This is a genomic window from Arthrobacter sp. Y3221087, assembly GCF_059089905.1.
This window is the reverse complement of the sequence record NZ_JBNHFE010000001.1, coordinates 488,091-514,002: the sequence shown is the minus strand read 5'-3', so window position 1 is coordinate 514,002 and position 25,912 is coordinate 488,091. Positions and strand designations below refer to the sequence as shown.

The window sequence follows — 25,912 nt, the reverse complement described above, 5'->3', positions numbered from 1 at the left end:
CGTATATACATTATCGGAGCTGTGGTGCCGGCAGAGCTCCTGCCTGCCGGCACCCTTCCATGCAGTCGCTGCGTTACAGCTCATCGCGGAACCGGAAGCCCAATCCTGGCTGATCGGTCAGGCTGACCCGGCTGTCATTGAACCGCACCGGAGAAGGCCCGGCCAGGATGCCCAGCTGCTCGAACGATGCTTCCTCAACATCCTCCACCAGGGTGGACTCTGCCAGGGTAAGCGCCAGCTGTCCCGAAAGTTCCGGGAGCAGATGGGGCATCACGCGGATGCTGTTGGTCCGGGCCAGCTCCACAATCCTCCGGAACGGGGTGATCCCGCCAACCCGGACGATGTTGGGCTGGATGATGTCCACTGCCTCCGCATCAATAAAATCGCGGAAACGGTAGATGGTGTGCAGGTTTTCGCCGAGGGCGATGGGCACCGGCGAATGTTTGCGCAGCCTGCGGTAGGCCCACAGGTCGTCGGCGCGGATGGGTTCCTCCAGCCATTCCAGCCCGAATTCCGACAGGACATCCAAGGCACGGAATGTGGTGGGCAGGTCCCAGCGCTGGTTCGCATCAATCATCAGCTTCCGGTGCGGGCCCAGGACGGAGCGGACGGCGGCCACCCGTTCGGCGTCCTCGCGGATGTCCGGCTTGCCCACCTTGATCTTCACTGCCTGGTGTCCGGCGGCAACCCACCTCTTAGTCTGGGCCACGAGCTCTTCGAGGCTGTAGTGCAGGTTCACCCCCGAGCCGTAAACCTCGGCGGACTCGTGGCGCTGCCCCAGGAGCCCGGTGAGGGAGGTGCGGGCGCAGCGTGCCTGCAGGTCCCACAGGGCAAGGTCGACGCCGGCCATGGCGATGGTGGTGAGCCCTCCCCCGCCGGCTTCGTGCAGCCGTTTCCACAACGCGTCCCACACCGCTTCGGGTGTTGCCGGCAGCCCGGTGATGAACGGGGCGATGTCGCAGTCCAGCAGCGCCTTGACAGCGTGCGGGCCGATGGTGGGAGTCCAGGAGAATCCATGTCCGGCACCGCCGTCGTCCGTGTGGACCTCGGTGACGATCACATGGTTTTCCGGGGCCTCAGCGCCCCAGCTCCGGCGCAGCGGAACGGTGATGAGCCTGGAGGAAAGGCGACTGATCCGGGGAACGGTGCGGACAGCTTCGGCCGCCGGGGCACTCATCAGTGGCCGGCCAGCTCGTAGCCCTTGGCGAGGATGGCCTTAAGCTCCAGCTGCTGTTCCTCAGTGGGGTCCACCAGGGGCGGACGGACCGGTCCAACGGGAAGTCCGCCCAGCCGAAGCCCTGCCTTGATCAGGGAGACGCCGAAGCCGGGGGTCTGGTCGCGAAGGCGGACCAGGGGCGTGTAGAAGCCCTCAAGCAAGGCGTTCCGGCGCTCCTCGTCCCCGGAGATGTACGCATCGTAGTATGCCTTGGCAATTTCCGGTGCCATGGCGAAAGCGGCCGAGGAGTAGAGCGGAATGCCCAGGCCACGGTAGGCGCCCTGGGTCAGTTCCGCGGTGAGCAATCCGTTGAAGAAGGCGAAATCCTCGCGGCCCGCGGCCTTGACGGCGGACACAATCTCCTGCGCCAGTCCAACGTCTCCCAGGCCATCCTTGAAGCCGACAACCTTGGGGTTGGCTGCCAGCCGGACCATGGACTCGGCCGTGAACTTTGCGTTGCCGCGGTGGTACACGATAACCGGCAGGCTGCTGGCAGCAGCCACGGCTTCGATGTAGGCCACCAGACCGTCAGTAGGGCCTGTCACCAGATAGGGCGGCAGCACCAGGAGGGCGTCGGCACCAGCCTCCTCGGCCACCCGGGCCGCGGCCAGGGCGTGTCCCAGCGGTCCACCGGCCCCTGCGACTACGGGAACCTTTCCGGCCACAACCTCGACGGCGGCCGCCACCACGGTGCGGACCTCTTCAAGGCTCAGCGCGTGGAATTCGCCGGTGCCGCAGGCCGGGAACACTCCGCCGGGTCCGAACGGCAGCCGCGAGCTGATGTGCTCCTTGAGGAGCTCTGTGTCCACCGTGCCCTCCGGCGTGAACGGGGTGACGGGGAAAAACAGTACGCCGTCGAATTTCATGGTGTCTCCTTGGTTCCGCTGCCGGCGCTGACCAGCGCGGAGGTCTCGTCGTTGAGGATGGAATGGGACTTGAGTTCCGTGCGCCAGCTGCGCTTGGGCTGCCAGCCGAGGAGTTCCTGGGCCTTGGCGATGGAGAAGGCGGGGCTGGTGCCCGTCAAAACCGCGCTCAGGGCTTCGCTTCCGGGCAGGAACCGGGGCATGAGCTCCGCCAGGGGTGCCGTGGCCAGCGCGTCTGCAGCGCCCACGAAAAAGGTTTCCCCGTTGGGAATGGACTCCATCTTCTGCAGGAGCAGGTCCAGGAAATCCGCAACGTCCCGGGCATCCACGTAGTTGAACAGCGCCGGCGCGGACAGCGATGGATCGGCGATCCGCTCGGCCAGGGTGTGGCCCTGCTGCGTGGGTGCGCCTTCCCACTCCTCCGGAGAGATGACATAGCAGGGGCGGAAGGCGGCGTAGCGGATCTTTTCGCCCTGCGCCGCCGCGAACATCTGCACGGTCTGTTCCGCGATGAGCTTGGACAACGCGTAGGCGTTCCAGGGGCGAGGAGTGGTCCGTTCATCCAGCGGGAAGGCTGCCGGCAGCCAGCCGGCAGGAGAACCGTAGCCAAGAACGGTGGGGCTGCTGGCCGTGACGATCTTTGGCACTCCCAGCTCCGTTGCGGCGCTGACGACGGCGAAGGCGAGCCGGGTGTTCGTGGCGAAAATGACGTCCTCGGGCGCGCTGAACGGCACGGCGATCGCTGCAAGGTGGATGACGGCGTCGGGCCTGGTCTCCCGGAGCAGGCGCAGGGCCTCACCGGGTGCCAGGAGGTCTGCGGTTTCCTGGACTACGCCCGCCGGCAACTGCTCCGCCGGTACTGCGTCCCGGTCCACCGAGATGACATGGTGGCCGGCTTCGGCGAGACCCGCCACCACACTGCGTCCCAGCCTGCCGGAGCCGCCGGTGACAAAAATCCTGCTCATGTTTTTCCTTCTGGTCCGGGCGGTCAGTTGCCGCGGCGGAGGTCGACGCCGAGGTCCAGGTCCTCAATGCGAACGGGCAGGGACGATTCAAGAGAGCGGTTGCCGGCAATGCCCACGGAGACGGACCGCAGTCCGTCCAGGTAGCCGGAGGGCCGGCCGAGCGGGTCCTCGCCCGGTCCGTTGAAGAGGTCGGAGAGCAGCAGTTCGTCGCCGCCGCCGTGGCCCCCTTCACCGTTGACGATGGGCACTTCGTAGGCAGCCTCCCAGTGGCGCTGGACCACCAGCCGTTCGCCGTTGCGGCGAATGGCGTCGTCCTCCTCGATGGGGGTTGCGCTGGGGTCGACCACGGTCTTCTTATCCGTGCTGCTGGTGACAGCGGCGCGTTCCACGACCTCCAGCTCGGCTCGGCCCTCGGTGCCGTTGACGGCGACGCGGTAGCCCTCCCACGGACTGTGGGCGTTCAGCGAGTAGCTCAGGCGCGGACCACCCTGGTACTCCACTACCAGCGCGAGGTTGTCCTCGATGGTGATGCCACCGGTGAAAACGTCCTGGTCACGGCGGTAGCCGTCGTAGTGCTCGTTGTCCAGGAACAGTGCCTTGAGCCGCTCATCCTCGCGGAGGTCCAGCGTGAACGGGTCCTTTTCGGCTGTGGCCGGGGCATCAGCCGCGGGCGTGCCGCGTTCGGGACGGGGACCCAGTCCGCGCTCCGCAGCGTTCTTGTCACCATAGAATTTCAGCCCTCCGGAAGCGAAGACGCGCTCGGGGACGTCATCGATCCACCAGTTGACCAGATCGAAGTGGTGCGAGGCCTTGTGGATCAGCAGGCCGCCGGAGTTCTTCTTCTCCCGGTGCCAGCGGCGGAAGTAGTCCGCGCCGTGGACAGTGTCCAGGACCCAGCTGAAGTCGATGGACGTGACCTTGCCAATCACCCCACTCTGGATGATTTCCTTAAGCGCACTGTTGCGCGGCGAGTAGCGGTAGTTGAACGTGACCACCACGTTGCGTCCGGTTTCGTGCACGGCCCTGGTGATGCGGCGGCAGCCCTCAGCATCGATGGTGAGGGGCTTTTCCACCACGACGTCAGCCCCGGCACCGAGTGCTTCAACGATGTAGTCGGCGTGGGTGTAATCCGGGGTGGTCACCACCACGCGGTCAATATTGTTGGCCTGGATGAAGGCGGTGAGGTCCGCGGGATCAAACGAGGCAACCGGCCCCGGCGCACCCAGTTCCTGGATGAGCTTCTGGTAAAACTCCACGCGGCCCGGGTTGACGTCCGAGAAAGCCACCAGCTCTGCGGTATCAGCGTGCTTGCCGAAGATCGCCCGGATGTACATTTCAGAGCGGCCGCCGGTGCCGATCAGGGCAATACGGGCCTTGCCGCCGCCCTTTGTGGCGGGGGCTGCAACAGTTTCGGTGCCGGCGGCAGCGCCGGTCCGGGATACCGCTGTTGCTGAACTCGATTCGGCTGTGTTGACCATTGGGTCCCTTTCGAAAGCTCAAAATACCCGGCCGTTCTGATGGCCGTTCAGGTGTGGTGCCGGCGCACTGCTGCACCGTTGTGAGAAAGCGTTTTCTCGGTTCGCTATAAGATTTGTATCAACCCGGACAGCAATCCGTCAACCGTTCCGGGCGTTGAAAGAAACCGTTTTCTCGCAGACCGCCTGTGCCGGCCGTATTCGCAGCGGAAAATACCTTGGGAAAACATGGGAAAGCAATAGAAATCGTTTTCCCATCCCGTTATATGCTTTGCCTCAAACACTGCCCTCCGGTCGGCCGGGCGCTGCCGCCGGCAGCAAAAGCACACGGCCCGCTGCTTCGCGGGCGCTAAGGAAGGGACCAGCATGGTCAGGAAATCGGCAACCGGCCGGATCGGAATCGCTGATGTTGCCGTTAAGGCAGGGGTTTCGCACGCCACGGTTTCCCGCGTCATGAACGGGAACTTCACGGTGGATCCTGACATCGCAGCCCGTGTCCGGGCCGCCGCGGCTGAGCTGAAGTACCAGCCCAACCCCGTAGGACGCAGCCTGGCCCTGGGCAAGACGGACACCATCGGCATCGTGGTGCCGGACCTGGCGAACCCGACCTTCCAGGCGATTCTCCGGGGCCTTAGCCGTGCCGCCGCGCAGGACGGCTACCGTGTCCTCATCGCCGATTCGTTCGAGGTCTCCAGCGAGGAGGCCATCCTCGCCGGCGAGGCCCGCCGTCGTTGTGACGGGCTGGTGCTGTGTGCACCGCGCATGACGGACGCCGAGCTCGAAGAAATTGCCCCCTCGCTGCACCCCCTGGTGCTGATCAACCGGACCACTGCCGCCGCGGGCGTACCCAGCCTGGTGGTCGACTACGGCCAAGGCGTACAGGACATCGCGGAGCACCTCGTGGAGCTTGGGCACACCCGCCTTGCCTTCCTCGCCGGCCCGCCCCGCAGTGCCTCGAACGGGCTTCGGCTTCAAGGGCTGGAGGCCTTCAAGGCGGCACATCCCCAGGTGGACGTGACGATGCTGGAGGGCGGCTCCGACTTCGACACCGGACACGAGGCGGTTGACGCGGTACTGGAAAGCGGCGCCACGGGAATCCTGGCCTTTAACGACCTCGTGGCCATGGGCCTGATGAGCGGGCTGCACGAGCGCGGGCTGGACGTGCCCGGGGACATCTCCGTCACCGGCTTCGACGACATCCCCTTCGCCAAGTACACGACGCCGGCCCTCACCACGGCGGCGGTCCCCATCACCGAACTGGGTGAGCAGGCTTGGGAGCAGCTGCATGCACTCATCCGTAAGGAAGAGAATGAAGCGCCGGGCAGCCGGTACCAGCCCAGGCTTGAGGTGCGCGCCAGCACCGGCCCGGCCAAGGCTCCGCGGTCAACCGTGCACGGCTGACGGGTCCGCAGTCCTGCCGGAACCCAGCCCGGCCTCCTTGTAGTACCCCTCGATGTGGGCAACCACCAGCTGGGCGGCATGCCCGCCGTCGCCGTTCCTGATGGCCGCCAGGATGTCATGGTGCTCGGCACGGAGGCGCGACGCGGTAGCATCCCAGTCCGGCAGGCTGGAGGTCAGCTCGGCCGCGTAGCCCTGGATGGATTCCCGGAGCGACCCCATCATGGCGCTGACAACGGCGTTGCCCGCGGCGTCGGCCAGGGCCAGGTGAAATCGGACGTCCATTGCCAGGAAGTCGCTGATGGCAAGGTCTTCCGCGTCCATGCCTTCCAGGAGCGCCGCGGCACCATCCAGCTCCGGGGCGTCCGGGCTTGCCTTCGCCACGGCCCAGGATTCCAGGAGCACACGCGTCTCCACAATGTCCGCCACCGGCAGGTGCTGGGTGGCGACGTGGAGCCGAAGGGCAGAGCCAAGCGCCGCCGCGGGATCCGAAATGACAACCGTTCCGGCGTCCGGGCCGGACCCCACGCCTGCACGCACCACACCCATGGCTTCCAGGATGCGGATCGCCTCGCGGACCGAGGTCCGCGACACTTTCAGCTGCTCGGCCAGCGTGCGCTCGGCGGGAAGGCGACCGCCCACGGCCAGCCTGCCGGCGGAGAGCTCGTTCTCGATCCACGACAGGACAAGCTGGTGAGTGCGCATGGATAAATAGTAGTTGATGTGGTTGGACCACATGACCTAGAGTGTGGTTAGACCACAGAGGCTCCGGAGACGGACCGCCGGCCCAATGGAGGACCCATGACCCATACAATCCAGCCCAACAACCCCGAAACCACTCCCGCGCCGGATGCCACCGACATTCCCGCCGCGCCGGCACGCACTCCCGCGCCGGCGTCGTCCGCTGTTCCGGCAGCACTGAAGCGCCGCATTCCCAAGTACTCGGACCTCGCTCCCCTGATGCAGTTCAAGAAGCCCGAGTTCAGCAAGGAAGCCCGGCTGAAGCGGGCCAGCACCATCTGGGAACTCCGCGACATCGCCAAGCGCCGCACCCCGCAGGCGCCGTTCGATTACACAGACGGCGCCGCCGAAGAGGAAATCACCCTCCGCCGCGCGCGCCAGGCCTTCCTGGACATCGAATTCCGCCCCGGGATCCTCCGCAACGTCTCAAGCATCGACCTCAGCACCGACATCCTGGGCAAGCCGTCCCGGCTCCCCGTCGGTATCGCTCCCACCGGCTTCACCCGGATGATGCAGTCCGAGGGTGAGTACGCGGGTTCGCAGGCCGCGGAAGCCGCCGGCATCCCCTACACGCTCTCCACCATGGGCACGGCGTCCATCGAGGACGTCGCCGCCGCTGCCCCGAACGGCCGCAACTGGTTCCAGCTGTACCTGTGGACAGACCGCGACCGCTCGCTGGAACTGATCGAGCGCGCGGCCAAGGCCGGAAACGACACCCTCATGGTTACGGTCGACACCGCCGTGGCCGGCGCCCGCCTCCGCGACGTCCGCAACGGCATGACCATCCCGCCGGCGCTGACCGTCAAGACCGTACTGGACGCTTCCTACCGGCCCGCCTGGTGGTTCAACTTCCTCACCCACGAGCCGCTGACGTTCGCGTCCCTGTCACGCTACACGGGCACGGTTGCCGACCTGATCAACTCCATGTTCGATCCCACCCTGACCTTCGAGGACCTCGACTGGCTGCGCGAAACCTGGAAGGGCAAGCTGGTGGTCAAGGGCATCCAGACCGTTGAGGACGCCCGGCGGGTGGTGGACCACGGCGCGGACGGGGTCGTACTGTCTAACCACGGCGGCCGCCAGCTGGACCGCGCGCCCATCCCGTTCCACCTGCTCCCGGAGATCAAGCAGGCCTTCGCGGCGGATAACACGGACGCGGCCATCATGCTGGACACCGGCATCATGAGCGGCGCGGACATCGTTGCCTCGCTGGCCCTTGGCGCCGACTTCACCCTGATCGGCCGCGCCTACCTCTACGGCCTGATGGCCGGTGGCCGCGCCGGCGTGGACCGCACCTTGCAGATCCTTGAGAAGGACATGGCCCGCACCATGGCGCTGCTGGGTGTCAGCCGGATTTCCGAGCTCACGCCCGACCACGTCCGGCTGCTGGGGAAGTAGGCTCCTACTTCTTGCGCCCAAACTTCGGGAGGTTTGCCAGCAGGTCGGCCGCGCGGGTGGCCGCACGGCCAACGGTGCGTCCGATCTGCTGGGGAACGCTGTCATCACTGAGCGGAGCGGTGGTGCCGCCAGGGATGACGACGGCGGGACTCAGTTCCACGCCGTCGGGCGCCAGCACGCCTTCGGAGACGGCGCCCGCGGCTACGGCTTCGGGCGTCTCCCCGCCGGCGGCTGCTGTTTCGAGTGCTGCCGCGGTCTGCTGTGCGGCCTTTCCGGGTGTGCCGGCTGCCGCCGGGGACCCGACGTCGAACGTCTCAAGCCAGCTGGCGATGCCCTCAAGGGGCTTGCGGTTCAGCGCGTAGTAGCGCTTTTGGCCCTGCGCCCGCATGCTGACCAGCTGGGCCTCGCGCAGGACCTTCAGGTGCTTGGAAATAGTGGGCTGGCTTGCGGCCAGTTCCTCCACCAGTTCCCCCACGGCCTTGTCCCCGGAACGAAGGGACACCAGGATGTCCCGCCGGGTCGATTCCGCAATGACGGCAAATACGTCGTCTGTCACCATGCCTCCCACCCTAGCGACATATACGCCGAAAGGCATCAACTATTTCGGCCCCCGGACCCGCCCCTTGCCCGCTGCCCCGGCCGGTGCTAGAACGCAGCCTGGACGCCCTGCCGCGGGTGTTCCAGACCGAGAAGACCGACGCCTGGTCCCGTCCTAGTCGAACCAGGGATCCAGCCCGTGCAGCGGGAACACCGCCTTGCGGGTGGCCATGACGGTGCGGTCCACGGCATCGTTGGGGTCGAAACCCACCTCCCAGGACCGCCACCAGAGCTCCACGTCATCGCCCATCAGCCCGGGAGCAGCGGCGCCGAACTTGTCCTCCACGTAGTCCCGCCAGTCCTGGGGCACGGCCGCGCGCAGGGGGACGGGCCGCCCCGCGGCGATGGCCACCAGGTGGCTCCACGACCGGGGTACCACGTCCAGGACGTTGTACCCGCCGCCGCCGGTGGCAATCCAGCGGCCACCGCAGAGGCGTTCGGCGAGCTGCCCGACGGCGCTGGCCGCCTCCCGCTGGCCGTCCACGCTGAGATTGAGGTGCGTCAGCGGATCCGTGCGGTGGGAGTCGCAGCCGTGCTGGCTCACGATCACTTCAGGCCCGAAGGCGGCCACCAGCTGCGGCACCACCGCGTAGAAGGCCCGGAGCCACCCGGCGTCGCCGGTTCCCGCGGGCAGGGAAAGGTTCACGGCCGTTCCCTCCGCCTGTGGACCGCCGATTTCGTTGGCGAACCCGGTCCCGGGAAACAGGGTAAGGCCGGACTCATGCAGTGAAATCGTCAGCACCCGGGGATCGTTCCAGAAGATGCTTTCCGTCCCGTCGCCGTGGTGGGCATCGACGTCGATATACACCACCTTGCGGATGCCGCCGTGGAGCAGCCTCTGCACGGCGAGCGCGGCGTCGTTGTAGATGCAGAAGCCGCTGGCACGGTCACGGGCGGCATGATGCATGCCCCCGCCGAAGTTGACGGCATGCAGGGCCGAGCCGTCCAGGATCTGCGCGGCGCACAGCAGGGAGCCACCGGCCAGCCGTGCGGCCGCCTCATGCATGCCCCCGAACGCTGGATCATCCTCGGTGCCCAGGCCGCGGGACTCGTCCGGCTCGGTTGGGTCCTCGCTGACACGACGCACGGCCGCCACGAACTCGGGCGAGTGCACCAGTTCGAGCTCGGCGTCGCTGGCCACCTCCGGAGGTTCCACGGAAACATGGTCCAGGGCGAACAGCCCCAGGCTCTGCGCCAGGCGGGCGGTGAGATCCATCCGCTCCGGCGCCATCGGGTGGCCCGGGCCAAAGTTGTAGGCGGTCATGTCAGGACCCCACGCCACCAGCGTTGGCGGCGCGGGCTTGCTGAGACCGGGCAGGTATGTCATCAATCACAGGCTACCCGAGCACGGGCCCCGCCCGGCCCGGCCATTACGCGGACATTAGTGGTTTACTACAGAGGGAATCAGATTCAACCGAGGAAAAGCCACACATGACGCAAAGCCAGTCGAGGCCACGGAATCCGGCCAGCTGGCATCCCGCAGCACAGGAGCGGGAAGGCCTCTGGATACTGACGCGGCTGCGCGACTTCATTGATGACATCGCCAACACCTCCCCCGCCCGGCTTGCCCTAACTGTGTTTGCCGCCGTCTGCCTTCTATTTACGTTCCTGCTCTCGCTGCCGGCCGCGTCGGCGGATGGGCAGTCCACCCCCCTGCATCAGGCTATGTTCACTGCGGTATCCGCTGTCTGCGTTACCGGCTTGACGGTGGTCACAACTGCCGTCCATTGGTCCTTTTTCGGCCAGCTGGTGATTCTGATCGGCGTGTTCATCGGCGGCCTGGGCACGCTGACGCTTGCGTCACTCCTCGCACTGATGGTGAGCAAGAGGCTCGGGGTCCGCGGCAAGATCATCGCGGCGGAATCGATGAATAACGCCGGACGCCTTGGTGAAGTGGGCGCCCTGTTGCGGATTGTCATCACCACGTCTGTGGTGATCGAAGCCGCCCTTGCCCTGGTCCTGATCCCCCGGTTCCTCGTGCTGGGCGAGAGTTTCTGGGGTGCGGTCTGGCATGGGTTCTTCTATGCCATCTCCTCGTTCAACAACGCAGGATTCACGGCCCATGCAGACGGCATCGTTCCCTTCGCCAGTGACTTGTGGATACTTGCTCCAATCATGGCTGGTGTATTTTTCGGCAGCCTCGGATTTCCGGTGGTTATGGTTCTGCTGCAGAACGGCCTGAACTGGAAAAAATGGAATCTGCACACCAAGCTGACCATTGAGGTTTCACTCATCCTCTTCGCAGCAGGAAGCATCCTTTGGGCGTTGATGGAGTGGGACAATGCCCGAACCATCGGGTTGCTCAGTTTCAGTGACAAGATCCTGAATTCCGTCTTCGCGTCAGTCCAGATCCGTTCCGGCGGCTTCAACCTGGTGGACCAAAACCAGCTGGAGTCCACCACCATGCTGCTGACCGACGCTCTGATGTTTGCCGGCGGAGGGTCGGCATCTACGGCGGGCGGCATCAAGGTGACCACGATTGCCGTCATGTTCCTGGCCATTGCGGCCGAAGCCCGGGGCGACGCCGACGTGAAGGTCCACGGACGCACCATCCCGGAGGGTGCCATGCGGGTGGCCATTTCCGTTATCGTTGCGGGGGCAACCCTGGTTTCCGTTGGATCGTTCCTGCTGTTGTCAATCAGCGGCGAATCTTTGGACCGCGTCCTCTTTGAAGCCATCTCGGCTTTTGCCACCTGTGGCCTGAGCACGAACCTGAGCGCTGAGGTACCACCTGCCGGTGCTTACGTGCTGACCGCATTGATGTTTATGGGACGTGTGGGAACCGTGACCCTCGCCGCAGCCCTTGCCCTGCGGCAACGCAGGCAGCTTTACCACTATCCGGAAGAGAGGCCCATCATTGGCTAGTTCCACAGAAGTCGGCAGGCGTCCCGCCCACAATGCCCCCGTGCTGGTGGTGGGGTTGGGACGCTTCGGCTCAGCGACTGCCGAGCAACTGGTCAAGCAGGGCCGGGAGGTCCTTGCCATCGAGCGTGACCGGAGCCTGGTGCAGAAGTGGGCCTCAACCCTCACACACGTGGTGGAGGCCGACGCCACGAACATCGACGCCCTCCGCCAACTTGGCGCGCAGGAATTCAGCTCCGCCGTCGTGGGCGTCGGCACGTCCATCGAGTCTTCGGTACTGATCACCGTCAACCTGGTGGACCTGGGCATCGAGCACCTGTGGGTTAAGGCCATCACGCCGTCGCACGGCAAGATCCTCACCCGCATCGGCGCCAACCACGTCATTTACCCCGAGGCCGACGCCGGCGTCCGCGCCGCGCACCTGGTTTCGGGGCGCATGCTCGACTTCATCGAGTTCGACGACGACTTCGCCATCGTGAAAATGTACCCGCCGCGCGAAACCGTGGGCTTCACCCTGGACGAGTCCAAGGTGCGCTCCAAGTACGGTGTGACGATCGTCGGGGTGAAGTCCCCGGGCGAGGACTTCACATACGCCCGCCCGGAAACCAAGGTGTCCTCCCGCGACATGCTGATCGTGTCCGGGCACGTGGACCTGCTGGAACGGTTCGCCGCCCGCCCCTGACCCTTCGCTTAGAGTTTTTGTCCAGATATGGTGACTTCCAGGCCGCGGAAGCCTCCATATCTGGACAAAAGCTCCGGGTTAGCCGAGCTGGCGGGTGATCTCCGCTGCCCGGTCTGCCGCTGCGCGGGCGCCGGCGGCGATGATGGAGGGCATGCCCCGCTCATCAAAGGTGGCGATGGCCCGCTCGGTGGTGCCCTTGGGGCTGGTGACCGCTTTGCGCAGGGCGGACGGGTCTGCGCCCGGCTCGGCGAGCATGAGCCCGGCGCCGGCCACCGTTTCGCGGGCCAGGAGCAGTGACAGTTCGCGGTCCAGGCCCAGTTCCTCGCCTGCCGCGGCCATCGCCTCGGCGAGGTAGAACGCGTATGCGGGCCCTGAGCCGCTGATGGCCGAGAGCGCATCCACCTGTTCCTCGGGGACCTCGACGACGGTTCCTGCGCCCTGCAGGATGTCCTTGACCTTTTGCAGCTGTTCCGGGCTGCAGTTGGTTCCCGGCGACACGGACACGACGCCGCGGCCCAGTTTGGCCGGGGTGTTGGGCATGGTCCGGATGACCGGCTGGCCTGCCGGAAGGGCGGCCTCGAGCTGGGCGATGGACACGGCCGCCGCCACGCTCACCACCACGGTGCCCGGTGCCAGGGCTCCGCTGATTTCCCGGGCGAGGTCGGTGATGCCTACCGGTTTGACGCCCAGGATGACCACGCCTGACCCCTTGGTGGCCTGCTTGTTGTTGTCCGGCTCCTCCTCGCCGGCGATGGCCGTGACCCCGTGGTACCGTTCGGCCAGTTCCGCGGCACGCTCAGCGCGCCGGACGGTGGCGACGATGTCCGCCGGATCCGTTCCTGCTTCCAGCAAGCCACTCAGGATGGCTTCGTTCATGGACCCACAGCCAAGGAAGGCGATTCGGTTGCTCATGGCTCCATCATTGCAGTTAGGCATGGCCCGTGCCGATTCCTTACGCCACCATCTCCCGAACAGCGCTGCACGTATTCACAGGTTGCTCCCATGTTCAGTGCAGGTAGCTCACATCTGGCGCCCCTACTGTGGTTATTACCTCATTGAGGGTGCGAGTGATGCGGCAGGCATGGGGATGCCTGCCAGGGCACCGGCGGCCGGCAACAGGTTTTCCCCCATTTTCCTGTTGCCGGCCCCGGTGTTTCCGCTTTTAAGCAGCCTTCCGCCCCTTTAGCAGCCTCCGGCCCTGCTCCCCGAGGGCAGGCAACTACACGGCGGCCCGGACAGCCTGCGGCGGCGCAATGTGCGGCGCGGGCTCGAGCGGCCCGTCGAAGACCAGCTGGTCGAGCCGCCGGAGGATGAGGCCCTCACGCAGGGCCCAGGGACAGATCCGCAGCTTCTTGAACTTAAACAATTCCAGTGCGGCCTCGGCAACCAGCGCCCCGGCCAGCAGCTGGTGGGCACGCGCTTCCGAGACACCCGGCAGGTGCAGCCGGTCCTCGGCCTTCATGGCGGAAATACGCTGGGCCCAGATGCCCAGGTCCGTGGCGTTGAGCTCGCGTTTGACGTAGGGACCGGCATCGCTGGGGGCTGCCCCGGCTATCCGGGCAAGGGACCGGAAGGTCTTCGACGTGCCGGCAACAACGTTCGCCCTGCCCAGGCTGTCGAACTCACGGACAGCCGGCTTCAGGGTGGCCCGGATGTAGCGCCGCAGTTCCTTGACGCTCTTGGCAGTGGGCGGATCATCGGCGAGCCAGTCACGGGTCAGCCTGCTGGCGCCGAGCGGCACCGAGGTGGCCAACTCAGGCAGCTCATCCTGTCCGAAGGCCATTTCGAAGGACCCGCCCCCGATGTCCAGGTTCAGGATGGGCCCGGCGCCCCAGCCGTGCCAGCGCCGGACGGCGAAGAACGTCATGGACGCCTCCTCGCTGCCGCTGAGTTCCTGCAGCGTCACCGTGGTTTCATGCTTGACCCGGGCCAGCACCTCCGGCCCGTTGGTTGCTTCACGGATGGCGGAGGTACAGAAAGCCAGCAGGTCTTCGGCCTTGTGCCGGGCCGCGAACTCCCAGGCTTCCAGGACGAACTCCGTGAGCTCGTGCTGCCCGGCATCACTGATGCTGCCGTCCGGTTCCAGGTACTGGACCAGGGACAGGGGGCGCTTGTGCGAGGCAAACGGAACCGGCCGCGCGCCAGGGTGGGCATCCACCAGCAGAAGATGGACAGTGTTGGACCCGATATCGAGGACGCCTAGCCGCATGGTGACATTATTCACCGGCGCGGGCGCCGTATTCCAACTGGGCACCGCGGTGCGCAGCCCGTTGACGTGCTCAGATGCCGGCAGGGTCCTCCGGGGCGGTGTGCGGAAGCTCGTCCGCGCGCTTGAAGTCGCGCTTGATGTTGGCCACGCCCTCCGGGTTGATTTCGAAGCCGTAGGCAGCGCCTGGGTTGATCACCATGCCCAGCTCCTCACCTATGTTGGCGATGATCGCTGCGCCCTGGGTGCCCAGTACGTTCGGTGCGGCATCCAGGTACTGCCGGTCCACCCGGCTCGGGTGTGAGAAGACGGCCAGGACGGGGTCACCCTCGGCATTGGCGAGGACCAGCGGCTCCACCTGGGAGTCCTCGCCCTCCACCGTATCCGAGCTGATGATGTAGACCTCGCTGTTGAGGAAGGACAGGATGACGTCCACGGGACTCGCGTCCGGCTGTCCGCCCTTGGCGAGCTGCTCCTCGAGGTCGTTCAGCGGAGTGGGGTCGGCAATTGCAGGCTGTTCAGTCATCCCCCTACCCGATCACGTTCGGGTGCCCTGTGCAATTCCCCGCCGGTGGCCGGGCCGCTGCCCGGCCACCAGCCTACTTCTTCGCCGTGGCCTTCTTCTTGGCCGGCGCCTTCCGGGTGGCGGTGCGCTTGACCGGCCCCTTGGCACGCTTCTCGGCGAGGAGCTCCACAGCCTGTTCCCGCGTCAGTTCTTCCAGGGAGGTGGCGCGGGGAACAGTGATGTTGGTGATGCCGTCGGTGATGTAGGGCCCGAAGCGGCCCTCCTTCACCACGATGTTCTTCTCCGACACCGGGTCCGGGCCGAACTCCGCCAGCGGCGGTACGGCTGCACGGGCACCACGTTGCTTCGGCTGGGAGTAGATCTCCAGCGCCTGCTCCAGCGTGATGGTGAAGATTTCCTCTTCCGAGCCGATGGACCGGGAGTCTGTCCCCTTCTTCAGGTACGGGCCGAAGCGGCCGTTCTGCACCGTGATGGCGTTGCCCTCGGCGTCCTCGCCCAGGACCCGCGGCAGGCTCATGAGCTGCAGTGCCTCGTCCAGGGTCACCGACTCAACCGTCATGGACTTGAAGAGCGAGCCGGTGCGCGGCTTGGCCTTGACCGGTTTCTTGGGCGGCTTGGGCTTGCCGTTCTTGTAGTACTCGACGGGCTGGGCGGCGATCTGTTCCTCGGTCATCTCGGGGATGATCTCGGTGACATACGCGCCGTAGCGGCCGTTCTTGGCCACGATGGTGTGGCCGGTGTGCGGGTCGGTGCCCAGCACGCGTTCCTCGGGGGCGGCGGTCTCCATCAGCTCGATGGCCTTGGCAGCCGTCAGTTCGTCCGGGGCAAGGTCCTCCGGGACGTTCGCGCGCGCCGATTCCACGATCTCCCCCGTCTTGGGGTCGACAGTGGCCGCGGAGCTCTCCAGGTACGGGCCGAACTTGCCCACCCGCAGGGTGATCTCGTCGGTGATTGGAATAGAGTTGATTTCCCGCGCGTCGATCTCGCCGAGGTTGTTGACGATGCTCAGCAGGCCGGGATCGGAATCCTCTCCAAAGTAGAAGTGGCGAAGCCAGGAAGCACCCACGGCCTGGCCGTTGGCGATCTTGTCCAGGTCGCCTTCCATGTCGGCCGTGAATTCGTAGTCCACGTAGTCGCTGAAGTGCTGCTCCAGCAGGCGGATCACGGAGAACGCGATCCAGCTGGGTACCAGGGCGGAGCCCTGTTTCCGGACGTAGCCGCGGTCTTGGATGGTGGAGATGGTGGACGCGTAGGTGGACGGCCGGCCGATGCCCTTCTTTTCCAGCTCGGCGGTCAGCGACGCTTCGGTGTACCGCGGCGGCGGTGAGGTCTCGTGGCCCACGGCCACGATCTCCGACGCCGTGAGGGCGTCGTCCTTGGCCACGTTGGGCAGGCGGCGGCCTTCGTCGGAGTCGTCGTCCCCGCGGGTCTCGTCCTTGCCCTCCTCATAGGCGGCGAGGAATCCGGGGAAGGTGATGACGGTGCCGGAAGCGGAGAACTCTGCGTCCCGGCCGTCCGATGCCACCGCACCGAGCCGGATGGTGGCCGTCGAACCCTTGGCGTCGGCCATCTGGGAGGCGACGGTCCGCTTCCAGATCAGCTCGTAGAGCCGGAACTCGTCGCCGGAGAGCTGCGAGGCAACCTGCGCCGGGGTCCGGAACGAGTCGCCAGCGGGACGGATGGCCTCGTGGGCTTCCTGCGCGTTCGCGGCCTTGTTGGAGTAGACCCGGGGCGAGCCCGGAATGTACTCGGGGCCGTACAGCTCCGACGCCTGCCGGCGGGCGGCGGTGATGGCCTCGTCGCTCAGCGCCGAGGAGTCCGTACGCATATAGGTGATGTAGCCGTTTTCATACAGCCGCTGTGCGATCTGCATGGTGCTCTTGGAGGAGAACCGCAGCTTGCGGCCTGCTTCCTGCTGCAGCGTCGAGGTGGTGAACGGCGCGGCGGGGCGCCGCGTGTACGGCTTGGTGTCCACCGAGCGGACGCGGAAGTCCGCGTCCTGGAGCCCGGCGGCAAGCGACGAGGCAAGTTCCTCGTTGAGGTGGGCGACGTTCTTGGAGACCAGGACGCCGTCGTCGTTGAAGTCACGGCCGGTGGCGACCTTTGCACCGTCAACGGCGGCGAGCTTGGCCTTGAAGGAGCCGGCGTCGGCGCCGAACTGGCCGGTGAGGTCCCAGTAGGACGCCGCCTTGAATGCCATGCGTTCGCGTTCGCGGTCCACCACCATACGGGTGACAACGGACTGGACGCGGCCGGCGGACAGGCCGCGGGCCACCTTGCGCCACAGGACGGGAGAGATCTCGTAGCCGTAGAGGCGGTCCAGGATGCGGCGGGTTTCCTGTGCGTCCACCAGTGCGGAGTCGACGTCGCGCAGGTTGCCCATGGCGCGCTGGATCGCTTCCTTGGTGATTTCGCCGAACGTCATCCGGTATACCGGGACCTTGGGCTTGAGCACTTCCAGCAGGTGCCACGCGATGGCTTCGCCCTCGCGGTCCCCATCGGTTGCGAGGTAGAGTTCGTCGGCGTCTTTGAGCGCCGCCTTGAGTTCAGTGACCTTTTTCTTCTTGTCCGCGGACACCACGTAGTAGGGCTTGAAGTCGTGCTCGATATCGACGGCGAACTTGCCTACCGAGGTTTTCTTCAGTTCTGCGGGAAGCTCAGACGGCTGCGGCAGGTCGCGGATGTGACCGATGGAGGCCTCGACAATGAAGCCCTCGCCCAGGTACTTGGCGATGGTCTTGCTCTTGGCCGGAGACTCCACAATCACGAGTTTCTTGCCGGTTTTGGCCTTGCTTGGCACGGTGCTCCTACAGAAAAAGGTTGCTGGGGCAGATGAGCCCATATTGGCCTAGTTCACCATATTTTGGACAATTGTGCGCATTCGGTGTGGAAAACCCTGCGGTGCGCAAAGGCTCCGAATGGCTCAGCCGTGGGCCGGAACCAGGAAGCCGTCGCGGACCAGGTTTTCCACGTCGGCCAGCAGCGCGCTGCGGAAGCTGCCGGCATCGAATTCCGTGCCGGCGCGGTCAATGCCGCCGCCCAGGAGCGCCTCCAGGGCGCCCGCGATCTGGCCGGCGGTCAGGTCGCCGTCGCAGGCCGACACGAACCCGGCGAGTTCGGTGCTGAGCAGGTTGGTCCGCCGCAGCCCGGCCCCCTGGCGGAGCAGGATCACGCCCGGATGCTCCGCGCCGGGCCGCTGGTGCCGTTCCTCGGTGACGTCCTCCGCCACCAGCAGGTGAGTGTCCTCGAGCCCGTTGGCAGCGAGCCAGTCGCAGCGTTGGACGGCGGCGCCCAGGTGGGGACCGATGGGCTGCTCGATGGGGTAGGTGATTTCCTCGAAGCGACTGACGGTGGCCTGCCCGCCAGGCAGGGGACGGCGGAGCCAGACCATGCCGAAGCCGATCCCTTCCACGTTCCGGGACTCGAAGTCGCTAAGGTAGGCGGCGTAAGCATCCCGGTAATGCTGCCGGTCACGGCCTTCGGACGCGTCCTGCAGCCAGGTCTCGGCGTACTGCTCCGGGCTGACCTGCTCGCGCTGGATGAACCATGCGTCCGTGCCGGGCCGGACCCAGGTCCTGGGCCGTTCGTGCCACTCCGCGTCGGCTGTCACCTCCCAGTTGCCGAGCATCTGCGCCGTGCCGCCCGGCGCCAGCACGCCGGGCAGGTCCGCCACCAGCGAGGAAACGATGTCATCGCCCGGCAGCCCGCCGTCGCGGTAGGTGAACTGTCCCGCGGCGTCCTCTCCGGCGCGGCGGGGCGTGATGACGAAGGGCGGGTTTGACACCACCAGGTCAAATTCCTCGCCGGCTACCGGTTCCAGGAGCGACCCCAGGCGGAGGCTCACGCGGTCCTCGAACCGGGCCGGGTCCACGGAAAGGGGCTCGGCGTTGAGCAGGATGTTAAAACGGGTGAAGGCGAGCGCACGTTCTGAAATGTCCGTGGCCGTCACGTGCTCGCAGTGGTGCAGCAGGTGGAACGTCTGGATCCCACACCCCGTGCCAAGGTCCAGAGCCCGCCTGGTGTGGCGGCGGATGGTGGTCTGCACCAGGGTGGTGGAGGCCTGCCCGATGCCCAGGACGTGGTCATGCCGGAGGACCCCCTCCTGCTGGTGGGCCGCGAGGTCGCTGGCCACCCACAGCTCGGCCCCGCCGCTTCCATCCTCATTCGCGTCCCAGCCGTAGGGGCGCAGGTCAGCCTTGGCTGCCAGCAGGGTGCTGCCGGACACCGGCTGCACCAGCCCCAGTTCCAGGAGGCCCCCGCTGCGGATGCCCGGGAGGGCGGCGTCCAGCACGTCCCGTTCCTGCGGTTCGGCCAGGAGCCAAAGACGGACGACGGCGGCAAGCGGCCGGGCACTTTCGTCCCGCCGGGCCGCGCGTTCGGTGGCCAGCAGGGCCGGGATGATCTGGTCCCTGTTGAGTGCCGCCGAGGCCGCGGGCCCAAGGAGCTGCGCGACGCCATCGAGGGCGTATCCGGTCCGGCGCAGGTCCGCTGCGAGGGCTGACAGCAGTTGGGGAAGGTCGCTGCGCGGGGCGTCGGGGATGCTGCCGGCGGAAAACTCGTATGGGGATCTAGGCACCGGTCAAGTTTAGTCCGGCGGTCCGGGCAGGGGCGGACGGGGTCTCGTACAAGGGGTGTCCTGTCCGCGGGGTAGCGTTGAAGCATGCCTTCTCCGCTGCCCCTCCTTCCGCGCGCCCGCCGCCGGGCTGCCGTCCCCTGCCGCCCGCTGAAGTCCGGAGGGCTGCTGCTGGCTGCCGTCATGCCCGCCGCGGCGCTTGCCCTGGCTGCTTGTTCCCCCGTGGTGTCGATAGAGAACGCGGACGTGCCGCAGTGGCAGGCCACTGCCCTGCCTTCCGCCGCGGGAGCCGTGCTGTCGGACGCCGGGAAGATTCTGAACCGGGACCACATCGTGCAGGAAGCGTCCAGCGTTCCGGCCGGACGCTACACTCTGACGGCCACCTGCGAAGGCGGCGGAAAAGCCTTCTTCGCGCTATCACTTAACGGCACCCAGGTGGTGGACGCCGGGGCGGCCTGCAACGGCAGCCGGGAAGTCACCAGGATCACGTTGCCCGAGCCCGGCACGGTGGAGGTCAGCACCTCCAGCGTCGATGCCCCGCTCATCTACGCCTACCATTTGGTGCCCGCCCGATAGCGGTCCTTCCGCTCTGGCCCGCCGGGCCTTGCAGGCTTAGAGTCGGACTATGCCCACCGTGCGGAGGCTCTCCGCGCCCCTTTCCGGAGGGACAGCACGGGCACCGCTGGCGCGGAGGCCGGCGGCCGCCGTCGTCCTGGGCCTTGTGCTGGCAGCCGGGATGGCGTTGGGCGGCTGTGAATACACGTACGACGACGGCCGGGACTGGTCGGGCGTCCCGGCGGAACCTTCCGTTACTCCTGCTCCGGCCTTCACCCGCGATGCACTGCGGCGCGACCCCGTGCCGGAAGGGGAACTGGAGGCGTGGGTGGAGCGGACCCTGCCCGACCCCCCGCAGCCGGTGGTCCATGCAGGGGCCGGGCTCCTTGCCGCCGCGGAAGTGCGGACGGAAACCACTCCGGTGCTGGAAACCGGCACCTACGCTCTGGCCCTGGCCTGCCGGAGCCAGCGGCGGGTCGATTTCGTTGTCCGCAGTGATGCGCTGACCCTGGTGGACCTGGGGCTGAGATGCGGGGTCAACCGGGAGAACGTCATCTACCTCTCCGCCGAGACTTCCTTGAGCATCACGGTGGAGGCCAGGACCGGCGCCAACTTTGCCTACCGGGTGCGGCGGCTGTGAGGGCGGCTTGTACGTGGCCGCGCTGCAGCCGACCGGCTGAAGCTGTGGCTCAGGCGGCGCAACCCTCGGGGCAGCGCAGCGTTTCGGGGCTTGCGGCGCATTCGGCGCAGTACAGCGTGAGGGTGCGGCAGCTGGGGTTGGAGCAGTTCTCGAACTTGCTGGTGGGCGCGGAGCAGCGCGTGCATTGGCCGATGGTCTTGGCGTCTTCGCTGAACTCGAGGTGCATGCGCTTGTCGAAGACGTACAGGGAGCCTTCCCAGAGGCCCTGGTCCTTGAAGGTTTCGCCGTAGCGGACGATGCCGCCGTCCAGCTGGTAGACCTCTTTGAAGCCGCGGTTCACCATCAGGCTCGAAAGCACCTCGCAGCGGATGCCGCCGGTGCAGTAGGTCACCACCGGCTTGTCCTTCAGGGCGTCGTACTTACCGGAGTCCAGTTCCTTGATGAAGTCATGGGTGGTGGCGACGTCCGGGACCACGGCATCCTTGAACCGGCCGATCTGGGCCTCAAAGGCGTTCCGGCCGTCGAAGAAGACCACCTCTTCGCCGTCCTGTTTCCGGGCGTCCACCAGCTGGTGCAGCTCTTCGGGCTTAAGGTGCTTGCCGCCGCCCACCACACCGTTCTCATCCACCTTGAGCTCGCCGGGTGCGCCGAAGGAGACGATCTCGTCGCGCACCTTGACGCTGAGCCTTGGAAAGTCCTCCGCGCCGCCGTCGGACCATTTGACGTCGATGCCGCGGAAGCCCTTGTATTCCCGTGTGGTTTTGACATATTGCTTCACCGCGCCGATCTCGCCGCCCACGGTGGCGTTGATGCCGTCCTTGGAGATGATGATGCGCCCGGTCAGGCCCAGCTTCTCGCAGAGGGCACGCTGCCAGAGACGCACTGCGTCCGGGTCAACGATGGGGGTAAAGCCGTAGAAGAGCACGATTCGGTTCAAAGCCACGTGTTTAAGGGTACCGGCTGGGGTCCGTGCACCTGCGCCGTTGGGCTGGCCCCGAGCACCCGTACCGGCGTCCGGAACCTCCTCCATCACAATTGCGTAAGCACCCTGTTGCTGGCGTTCAGGCTGGAATAGTGTTCATGCCATGAGTCCGGAAACCATGATTGAAGACATCACTGGCCTTCTTGAAGTGTGGGTGGCTGGCTGGGCCGGCTGCCGCGGGTACCAGACATCCACAGAGGGCCGTTTCCCCGCTGCACTCCGGGCGGACACGAGCGGCGAATGGGAATACTTCGCGTCCGACCCCACTGACGACGAATTCGCCGCCCTGGCTGCCAAAACCGCAGAGGTTCCGCCCCGCGTCCTGACGATCCTCACCAACGACATCCCCCGCTATGCAGCCATGGCCGGCAGGCACGGGCTAAACGTCACCTCGGATAGCCAGACCATGATGATCGTTGACATGGAGACGCAGGATGCCGAGGACCCCTGGCTTTCCGACGACGACCTGACCTTCTCCGCAACCGAGCAGAACGGAGTCCACTACGCGGAGGTGCGATCCGGCGATGCCCTGGCCGCGAGCGGCCGGGTGTTTGTGGTGGGGGACACCGCCGTGTTCGACAAGATCATTACCGAGCCGGGGTTCCAGCGCCGCGGACTGGGCAGTTTCATCATGCGGGCCCTCGCCGCGCAGGCGTTCGAGCACGATGTCACCACAGGGCTGCTGCTGGCATCCGTTGACGGCCAGAAGCTCTACTCGCATCTGGGCTGGAGCACGGTCTCGCGCGTGCTGATGCTGTCCGCATCCCACGACGGTTCGGATCTGTCCCTGAGCTGACCGTTCCCTCCTCTTTGTCCCGCAGCCCCGGTTCGCCCTTGGGGGAACCGGGGCTGCGGTTTCCCCGCGGGTGAAACAATGTTGGGGTGAACCCCCATGACTCCCTGATTCCCATGCTGGGCCGCGGCCCGGATCCGGAACAGCTCCGTCATGTCCGCACCCTGCCGGCGCGCGCGGCGGTCCACGCACCATGGCCGGGCTGGGTCCATCCGGACCTGGTGGACGCCTACACTTCCCTGGGCATCCGGGAGCCCTACCGGCACCAGGTGGAAGCCGCCGGGATCGCGCACGGCGGCGGCCATGTGGTGGTGGCCACCGGCACCGCTTCGGGGAAGTCGCTGGCTTACCAGCTGCCAGCGCTGGATGCCATCCACCGGTCTGAACTGCGTGTCCTCGCAGATCCGGGAAAGATCCACGACGACGGTGCCGTCACCCTGTACCTCTCCCCCACCAAGGCGCTGGCCGCCGACCAGCTGAACGCCATCCGCGCCCTGAAGCTTCCCACCGTCCGGGCCGAGACGTACGACGGCGACACCGACCCCGCCTCCCGGCGCTGGATCCGCGACCATGCGAACTTCATCCTGGCCAACCCGGACATGCTTCATTTCGGCATCCTTCCCAACCATGCCTGGTGGGCGGGGTTCTTCCGCCGGCTGCGCTATGTGATCGTCGACGAAGCCCACGGCTACCGGGGCGTGTTCGGGTCCCATGTGGCCAACCTGATGCGGCGGCTGCGTCGCATTTGCGCCTATTACGGAGCCGGCACCTCCTTCCCCGAACCCGTGTTCATAGCTGCCTCGGCAACGGCTTCGGACCCCGATGCCTCCTTCTCCCGGCTGATCGGCGCCCCGGTACAGGCCGTTTCCCGCGACTGTTCACCCCACGGCGCCACCACGGTGGCCTTCTGGGAACCGGCCCTGAGCGAAGTCAGGGGCGAGAACGGCGCGAAGGAACGGCGGACAGCCGTGGCCGAAACAGCCGACCTGCTCGCCAATTTGGTGTCCGCACAGGTGCGCACCATCGCCTTCATCAAATCGCGCCGCGGCGCGGAGACCATCTCCACCATTACCAAGCGCCTCCTGGACGAGGTGGACCCCAGCCTCCCGCAGCGGGTGGCCGCCTACCGCTCGGGGTACCTCCCGGAGGAACGCCGCGCCGTGGAAAGAGCCCTCCGCTCCGGCCAGCTCCTGGGCGTGTCCAGCACCTCCGCCCTGGAGCTGGGTATCGACATTTCCGGCCTGGACGCTGTCCTGGTGGCGGGCTGGCCCGGAACCAGGGCCTCCCTGTTCCAGCAGATCGGGCGTGCCGGCAGGGCCGGCCAGGAGGCGATCGCCGCCTTCGTGGCCAGCGACGACCCCCTGGACACCTTCCTTGTGAACCACCCGGAAGCGATTTTCGACGTGTCCGTGGAGGCCACGGTCTTTGACCCCTCCAATCCCTATGTGCTCGGCCCGCACCTGTGCGCTGCGGCCGCCGAACTCCCCCTGGGTCCTGGGGAACTGGACCTGTTCGGCGGAACGGCAGGGGCACTCCTGGACAAGCTCGTGGCGCAGGGCTACCTCCGCCGCAGGCCCGCGGGCTGGTTCTGGACCCATGCCCAGAGCGCTGCGGCGATGGTCAACCTCCGGGCGGACGGCGGCGGGCCGGTAAGCATCGTGGACGCGGACACTGGTTCCCTGCTGGGCACGATGGATTCGCCACAGACTCATTACCAGGCTCACAACGGCGCGGTGTACATCCACCAGGGCGACAGCTACGTGGTGGAGGACCTGAACGAGGAGGACCACTGCGTGGTGGTGCGCCGGGCCAACCCGGACTACTACACCACCGCCCGGGACGTCACCCAGATTGAGGTGCTGGAGACCCAGCGCACCATGCAGTGGGGCGACATCACCGTCCACTTCGGCGACGTCAAGGTCACCACGCAGGTGGTTTCCTTCCAGCGCAAGGCCCTGATTTCCAACGAGATCCTGGGTGAGGAACCGCTGGACCTCGGAGCCCGGGACCTCTTTACCAAAGCCGTGTGGTTCGTGGTGGACAACAGGTCGCTCACGGCCGCCGGCCTCATCGAAGCCCAGTTCCCGGGTGCGCTGCACGCGGCCGAGCACGCCGCGATCGGGCTCCTGCCGCTGGTGGCGTCGAGCGACCGGTGGGACATCGGAGGCGTCTCCACTGCCCTGCATGCCGACACCGGGGTGCCCACCATTTTTGTCTATGACGGTCACCCCGGCGGGGCCGGCTTTGCCGAGCGGGGCTTCGACAAGGCAAAGGTGTGGCTGGCCGCCACCCGGGATGCGATCAAGGCCTGCGAGTGCGACTCCGGCTGTCCTTCCTGCGTGCAGTCCCCCAAGTGCGGAAACAAGAACAACCCGCTGGACAAGGACGCCGCCGTCACGCTGCTGGACGTTCTGCTGAGGGACGCCACGGAGCAGCCGGAAGCCGCAGGGCCACAGGAGGCGACCGGGCAGCAGGGCATCGGCGAACCAAGCGCGGGCTCAACACGCGCCTAGGGAATCCCACCGGGTGGAGGTCCTGCCCTGGCATGGCCGCTGGCCGGACCCAGTATGGACCCGTCCAGCTGTGTCCGGACCTCTAGTGTCTGGTCCGGGCCCGCCACGCAGCTGACGACCACCGCTGCGTGGCGGGCGGCCACCGCTGCCGCTACTGCACAGGGTTGGCCGTCGGCCAGGCCGCGGAGCGCATCGGCACCGGCAAGGGCAGCGAGATCCGCGGCAGATGCTGCCCTGCTGGCCAGCACCGCCGATTGGGCCAGCAGCATCACCATGGCCGCGACGAGCAGGACCACCAGCGCCAGGCCGGCGGCAAGGACCGTCCCGGAGCCCCGCTCAGCGTGGTCGTCAGGGGGCGCAACGAGCGGCGCAATGTGGCCGCAGCCGCGCCGCCTGCAAGTACTCCGGCGGCCAGGCGCCGGCCCGTTGCGCCCGTGAGCTTCCGTCACTTGGTCCCCCTCCCGTCAGTCAGTCCACCGGCTGAGGATGCTGCCGGCGCTTCGCTGCGCGTGGAGGCGCGGGCGGTCAGGATCCAAGGAACCGAGGAGCCCAGCGGCCCGGCCACACGGTCCGTGACAGTGATGCTGTACCAGCCGCCCTCCGCTGCGACCGTGGCTGCCGCCGTGCCGCCGGCCAGTGTCCTGACGGTTCTCTCGACCGTGGCGGGATCCTCGCCCCTCGCCAACGCCCGCGCACCGGCCCGCGCCCCTTCCTCGATCCGCAGCTGGGTTGCCCCTGCCGCAGCCCCCGCCAGGAGCATGGCCAGCAGGGCCAGCACCGCGGGAAGCGCCACGGCGAACTCGGCAGTGACCGCGCCGCGTCCCGCGTTCGACATGCTGCTTCCGTGTCCGGGACCGGGCTTGCGGTGTCCCCCCGTGCCGGCTTCCCGGCCTTCCGGGCAGAAGGGAACGGTCCGGGCTGTCCGGT

The 25,912-nt window shown here is 66.8% G+C and carries 23 protein-coding genes; 8 read left to right on the top strand and 15 right to left on the bottom strand.

Annotated elements, in window-relative coordinates; all coding sequences use genetic code 11:
* Positions 1–73 precede the first annotated feature (73 nt).
* From AC5RUO_RS02385 to AC5RUO_RS02370, 4 genes are read right to left on the bottom strand one after another with little or no spacing between them, the layout of a single operon-like run.
* Positions 74–1,177: a mandelate racemase/muconate lactonizing enzyme family protein gene (locus tag AC5RUO_RS02385; protein ID WP_494009972.1), complete on the bottom strand. Its 1,104-nt coding sequence runs from the start codon at positions 1,175–1,177 to the stop codon at positions 74–76.
* Positions 1,177–2,082: a 5-dehydro-4-deoxyglucarate dehydratase gene (locus AC5RUO_RS02380; protein WP_494102704.1), complete on the bottom strand. Its 906-nt coding sequence runs from the start codon at positions 2,080–2,082 to the stop codon at positions 1,177–1,179. Before AC5RUO_RS02380 ends, AC5RUO_RS02385 begins: the two co-directional genes overlap by 1 nt.
* On the bottom strand, positions 2,079–3,044 hold the full coding sequence (locus AC5RUO_RS02375; protein ID WP_494009970.1) for an NAD-dependent epimerase/dehydratase family protein: 966 nt from the start codon (positions 3,042–3,044) through the stop codon (positions 2,079–2,081). Before AC5RUO_RS02375 ends, AC5RUO_RS02380 begins: the two co-directional genes overlap by 4 nt.
* Before the next feature lie 23 nt (positions 3,045–3,067).
* Positions 3,068–4,522, bottom strand: a complete 1,455-nt coding sequence (locus AC5RUO_RS02370) for a Gfo/Idh/MocA family protein (protein ID WP_494102703.1) — start codon at positions 4,520–4,522, stop codon at positions 3,068–3,070.
* 363 nt (positions 4,523–4,885) lie between these two features.
* Between AC5RUO_RS02370 and AC5RUO_RS02365 the strand changes: the two genes are divergently transcribed.
* Positions 4,886–5,920, top strand: coding sequence for a LacI family DNA-binding transcriptional regulator (locus AC5RUO_RS02365; protein ID WP_494009968.1), 1,035 nt, complete (start codon positions 4,886–4,888; stop codon positions 5,918–5,920).
* Here AC5RUO_RS02365 and AC5RUO_RS02360 read toward each other — a convergent pair.
* Positions 5,903–6,622, bottom strand: a complete 720-nt coding sequence (locus AC5RUO_RS02360) for a FadR/GntR family transcriptional regulator (RefSeq protein WP_494102702.1) — start codon at positions 6,620–6,622, stop codon at positions 5,903–5,905. The genes AC5RUO_RS02365 and AC5RUO_RS02360 overlap by 18 nt on opposite strands.
* Positions 6,623–6,718: 96 nt before the next feature.
* Between AC5RUO_RS02360 and AC5RUO_RS02355 the strand changes: the two genes are divergently transcribed.
* Complete coding sequence (locus AC5RUO_RS02355) at positions 6,719–8,056, top strand: alpha-hydroxy acid oxidase (protein ID WP_494009966.1); 1,338 nt, start codon at positions 6,719–6,721, stop codon at positions 8,054–8,056.
* Positions 8,057–8,060: 4 nt separating this feature from the next.
* Here the strand turns inward: AC5RUO_RS02355 and AC5RUO_RS02350 are convergent, their stop codons facing one another.
* A complete protein-coding gene (locus AC5RUO_RS02350) occupies positions 8,061–8,615 on the bottom strand; it encodes an ArsR/SmtB family transcription factor (RefSeq protein WP_494102701.1) in 555 nt (184 codons plus the stop codon).
* Between the two features lie 153 nt (positions 8,616–8,768).
* The gene (locus tag AC5RUO_RS02345; protein WP_494102700.1) at positions 8,769–9,980 is read right to left on the bottom strand and encodes an acetoin utilization protein AcuC; all 1,212 of its coding nucleotides are present in this window, start codon (positions 9,978–9,980) and stop codon (positions 8,769–8,771) included.
* 104 nt (positions 9,981–10,084) lie between these two features.
* Here AC5RUO_RS02345 and AC5RUO_RS02340 point away from each other — a divergent pair, with 104 nt between their 5' ends.
* Together AC5RUO_RS02340 and AC5RUO_RS02335 are read left to right on the top strand one after the other, a co-directional pair.
* Positions 10,085–11,518, top strand: a complete 1,434-nt coding sequence (locus AC5RUO_RS02340; RefSeq protein ID WP_494102699.1) for a TrkH family potassium uptake protein — start codon at positions 10,085–10,087, stop codon at positions 11,516–11,518.
* Between the two features lie 40 nt (positions 11,519–11,558).
* Positions 11,559–12,197, top strand: a complete 639-nt coding sequence (locus AC5RUO_RS02335) for a potassium channel family protein (protein WP_494010357.1) — start codon at positions 11,559–11,561, stop codon at positions 12,195–12,197.
* Between the two features lie 78 nt (positions 12,198–12,275).
* Here the strand turns inward: AC5RUO_RS02335 and proC are convergent, their stop codons facing one another.
* From proC to AC5RUO_RS02310, 5 genes are all read right to left on the bottom strand, one after another.
* Entirely contained in the window at positions 12,276–13,109 is an 834-nt protein-coding gene (proC, locus tag AC5RUO_RS02330; protein ID WP_494009962.1) for a pyrroline-5-carboxylate reductase, read from the bottom strand.
* Between the two features lie 307 nt (positions 13,110–13,416).
* Positions 13,417–14,406 (bottom strand): Ppx/GppA phosphatase family protein, encoded by a 990-nt coding sequence (locus AC5RUO_RS02325; protein ID WP_494009961.1) that lies wholly within the window; start codon positions 14,404–14,406, stop codon positions 13,417–13,419.
* A gap of 70 nt (positions 14,407–14,476) precedes the next feature.
* The gene (locus tag AC5RUO_RS02320; protein WP_494102698.1) at positions 14,477–14,929 is read right to left on the bottom strand and encodes an SseB family protein; all 453 of its coding nucleotides are present in this window, start codon (positions 14,927–14,929) and stop codon (positions 14,477–14,479) included.
* A 73-nt stretch (positions 14,930–15,002) separates the two neighbouring features.
* Positions 15,003–17,729, bottom strand: a complete 2,727-nt coding sequence (topA, locus tag AC5RUO_RS02315; protein WP_494009959.1) for a type I DNA topoisomerase — start codon at positions 17,727–17,729, stop codon at positions 15,003–15,005.
* A gap of 123 nt (positions 17,730–17,852) precedes the next feature.
* Positions 17,853–19,505 carry a DUF7059 domain-containing protein gene (locus AC5RUO_RS02310; RefSeq protein ID WP_494102697.1) on the bottom strand — a complete coding sequence of 551 codons (1,653 nt, stop codon included), beginning with the start codon at positions 19,503–19,505 and terminating at the stop codon, positions 17,853–17,855.
* Between the two features lie 84 nt (positions 19,506–19,589).
* On the opposite strand from AC5RUO_RS02310, the gene AC5RUO_RS02305 reads away from it, so the two are divergent.
* Positions 19,590–20,078, top strand: coding sequence for a DUF6023 family protein (locus AC5RUO_RS02305; protein ID WP_494009957.1), 489 nt, complete (start codon positions 19,590–19,592; stop codon positions 20,076–20,078).
* A gap of 49 nt (positions 20,079–20,127) precedes the next feature.
* Complete coding sequence (locus AC5RUO_RS02300) at positions 20,128–20,697, top strand: DUF6023 family protein (RefSeq protein ID WP_494009956.1); 570 nt, start codon at positions 20,128–20,130, stop codon at positions 20,695–20,697.
* Between the two features lie 49 nt (positions 20,698–20,746).
* Here the strand turns inward: AC5RUO_RS02300 and trhO are convergent, their stop codons facing one another.
* Complete coding sequence (gene trhO, locus AC5RUO_RS02295; RefSeq protein ID WP_494009955.1) at positions 20,747–21,640, bottom strand: oxygen-dependent tRNA uridine(34) hydroxylase TrhO; 894 nt, start codon at positions 21,638–21,640, stop codon at positions 20,747–20,749.
* Between the two features lie 142 nt (positions 21,641–21,782).
* Here trhO and AC5RUO_RS02290 point away from each other — a divergent pair, with 142 nt between their 5' ends.
* The gene (locus AC5RUO_RS02290; RefSeq protein ID WP_494009954.1) at positions 21,783–22,475 is read left to right on the top strand and encodes a GNAT family N-acetyltransferase; all 693 of its coding nucleotides are present in this window, start codon (positions 21,783–21,785) and stop codon (positions 22,473–22,475) included.
* An 86-nt stretch (positions 22,476–22,561) separates the two neighbouring features.
* Positions 22,562–24,985 (top strand): DEAD/DEAH box helicase, encoded by a 2,424-nt coding sequence (locus AC5RUO_RS02285; protein ID WP_494102696.1) that lies wholly within the window; start codon positions 22,562–22,564, stop codon positions 24,983–24,985.
* On the opposite strand, the gene AC5RUO_RS02280 is transcribed toward AC5RUO_RS02285, so the two are convergent.
* Both AC5RUO_RS02280 and AC5RUO_RS02275 read right to left on the bottom strand, forming a co-directional pair.
* Positions 24,982–25,359 (bottom strand): Rv3654c family TadE-like protein, encoded by a 378-nt coding sequence (locus AC5RUO_RS02280; RefSeq protein WP_494010356.1) that lies wholly within the window; start codon positions 25,357–25,359, stop codon positions 24,982–24,984. The genes AC5RUO_RS02285 and AC5RUO_RS02280 overlap by 4 nt on opposite strands.
* Before the next feature lie 71 nt (positions 25,360–25,430).
* Positions 25,431–25,820, bottom strand: a complete 390-nt coding sequence (locus AC5RUO_RS02275; RefSeq protein ID WP_494009952.1) for a TadE family type IV pilus minor pilin — start codon at positions 25,818–25,820, stop codon at positions 25,431–25,433.
* Between the last annotated feature and the right edge of the window lie 92 nt (positions 25,821–25,912).

What these genes read in the sequence shown, in the direction of transcription:
- AC5RUO_RS02385 (WP_494009972.1), bottom strand. Translation starts at nt 1,177, where the DNA reads ATGAGTGCCCCGGCGGCCGAAGCTGTCCGCACCGTTCCCCGGATCAGT.
- AC5RUO_RS02380 (WP_494102704.1), bottom strand. Translation starts at nt 2,082, where the DNA reads ATGAAATTCGACGGCGTACTGTTTTTCCCCGTCACCCCGTTCACGCCG.
- AC5RUO_RS02375 (WP_494009970.1), bottom strand. Translation starts at nt 3,044, where the DNA reads ATGAGCAGGATTTTTGTCACCGGCGGCTCCGGCAGGCTGGGACGCAGT.
- AC5RUO_RS02370 (WP_494102703.1), bottom strand. Translation starts at nt 4,522, where the DNA reads ATGGTCAACACAGCCGAATCGAGTTCAGCAACAGCGGTATCCCGGACC.
- AC5RUO_RS02365 (WP_494009968.1), top strand. Translation starts at nt 4,886, where the DNA reads ATGGTCAGGAAATCGGCAACCGGCCGGATCGGAATCGCTGATGTTGCC.
- AC5RUO_RS02360 (WP_494102702.1), bottom strand. Translation starts at nt 6,622, where the DNA reads ATGCGCACTCACCAGCTTGTCCTGTCGTGGATCGAGAACGAGCTCTCC.
- AC5RUO_RS02355 (WP_494009966.1), top strand. Translation starts at nt 6,719, where the DNA reads ATGACCCATACAATCCAGCCCAACAACCCCGAAACCACTCCCGCGCCG.
- AC5RUO_RS02350 (WP_494102701.1), bottom strand. Translation starts at nt 8,615, where the DNA reads ATGGTGACAGACGACGTATTTGCCGTCATTGCGGAATCGACCCGGCGG.
- AC5RUO_RS02345 (WP_494102700.1), bottom strand. Translation starts at nt 9,980, where the DNA reads ATGACATACCTGCCCGGTCTCAGCAAGCCCGCGCCGCCAACGCTGGTG.
- AC5RUO_RS02340 (WP_494102699.1), top strand. Translation starts at nt 10,085, where the DNA reads ATGACGCAAAGCCAGTCGAGGCCACGGAATCCGGCCAGCTGGCATCCC.
- proC (WP_494009962.1), bottom strand. Translation starts at nt 13,109, where the DNA reads ATGAGCAACCGAATCGCCTTCCTTGGCTGTGGGTCCATGAACGAAGCC.
- AC5RUO_RS02325 (WP_494009961.1), bottom strand. Translation starts at nt 14,406, where the DNA reads ATGCGGCTAGGCGTCCTCGATATCGGGTCCAACACTGTCCATCTTCTG.
- AC5RUO_RS02320 (WP_494102698.1), bottom strand. Translation starts at nt 14,929, where the DNA reads ATGACTGAACAGCCTGCAATTGCCGACCCCACTCCGCTGAACGACCTC.
- AC5RUO_RS02305 (WP_494009957.1), top strand. Translation starts at nt 19,590, where the DNA reads ATGCCTTCTCCGCTGCCCCTCCTTCCGCGCGCCCGCCGCCGGGCTGCC.
- AC5RUO_RS02300 (WP_494009956.1), top strand. Translation starts at nt 20,128, where the DNA reads ATGCCCACCGTGCGGAGGCTCTCCGCGCCCCTTTCCGGAGGGACAGCA.
- AC5RUO_RS02290 (WP_494009954.1), top strand. Translation starts at nt 21,783, where the DNA reads ATGAGTCCGGAAACCATGATTGAAGACATCACTGGCCTTCTTGAAGTG.
- AC5RUO_RS02275 (WP_494009952.1), bottom strand. Translation starts at nt 25,820, where the DNA reads ATGTCGAACGCGGGACGCGGCGCGGTCACTGCCGAGTTCGCCGTGGCG.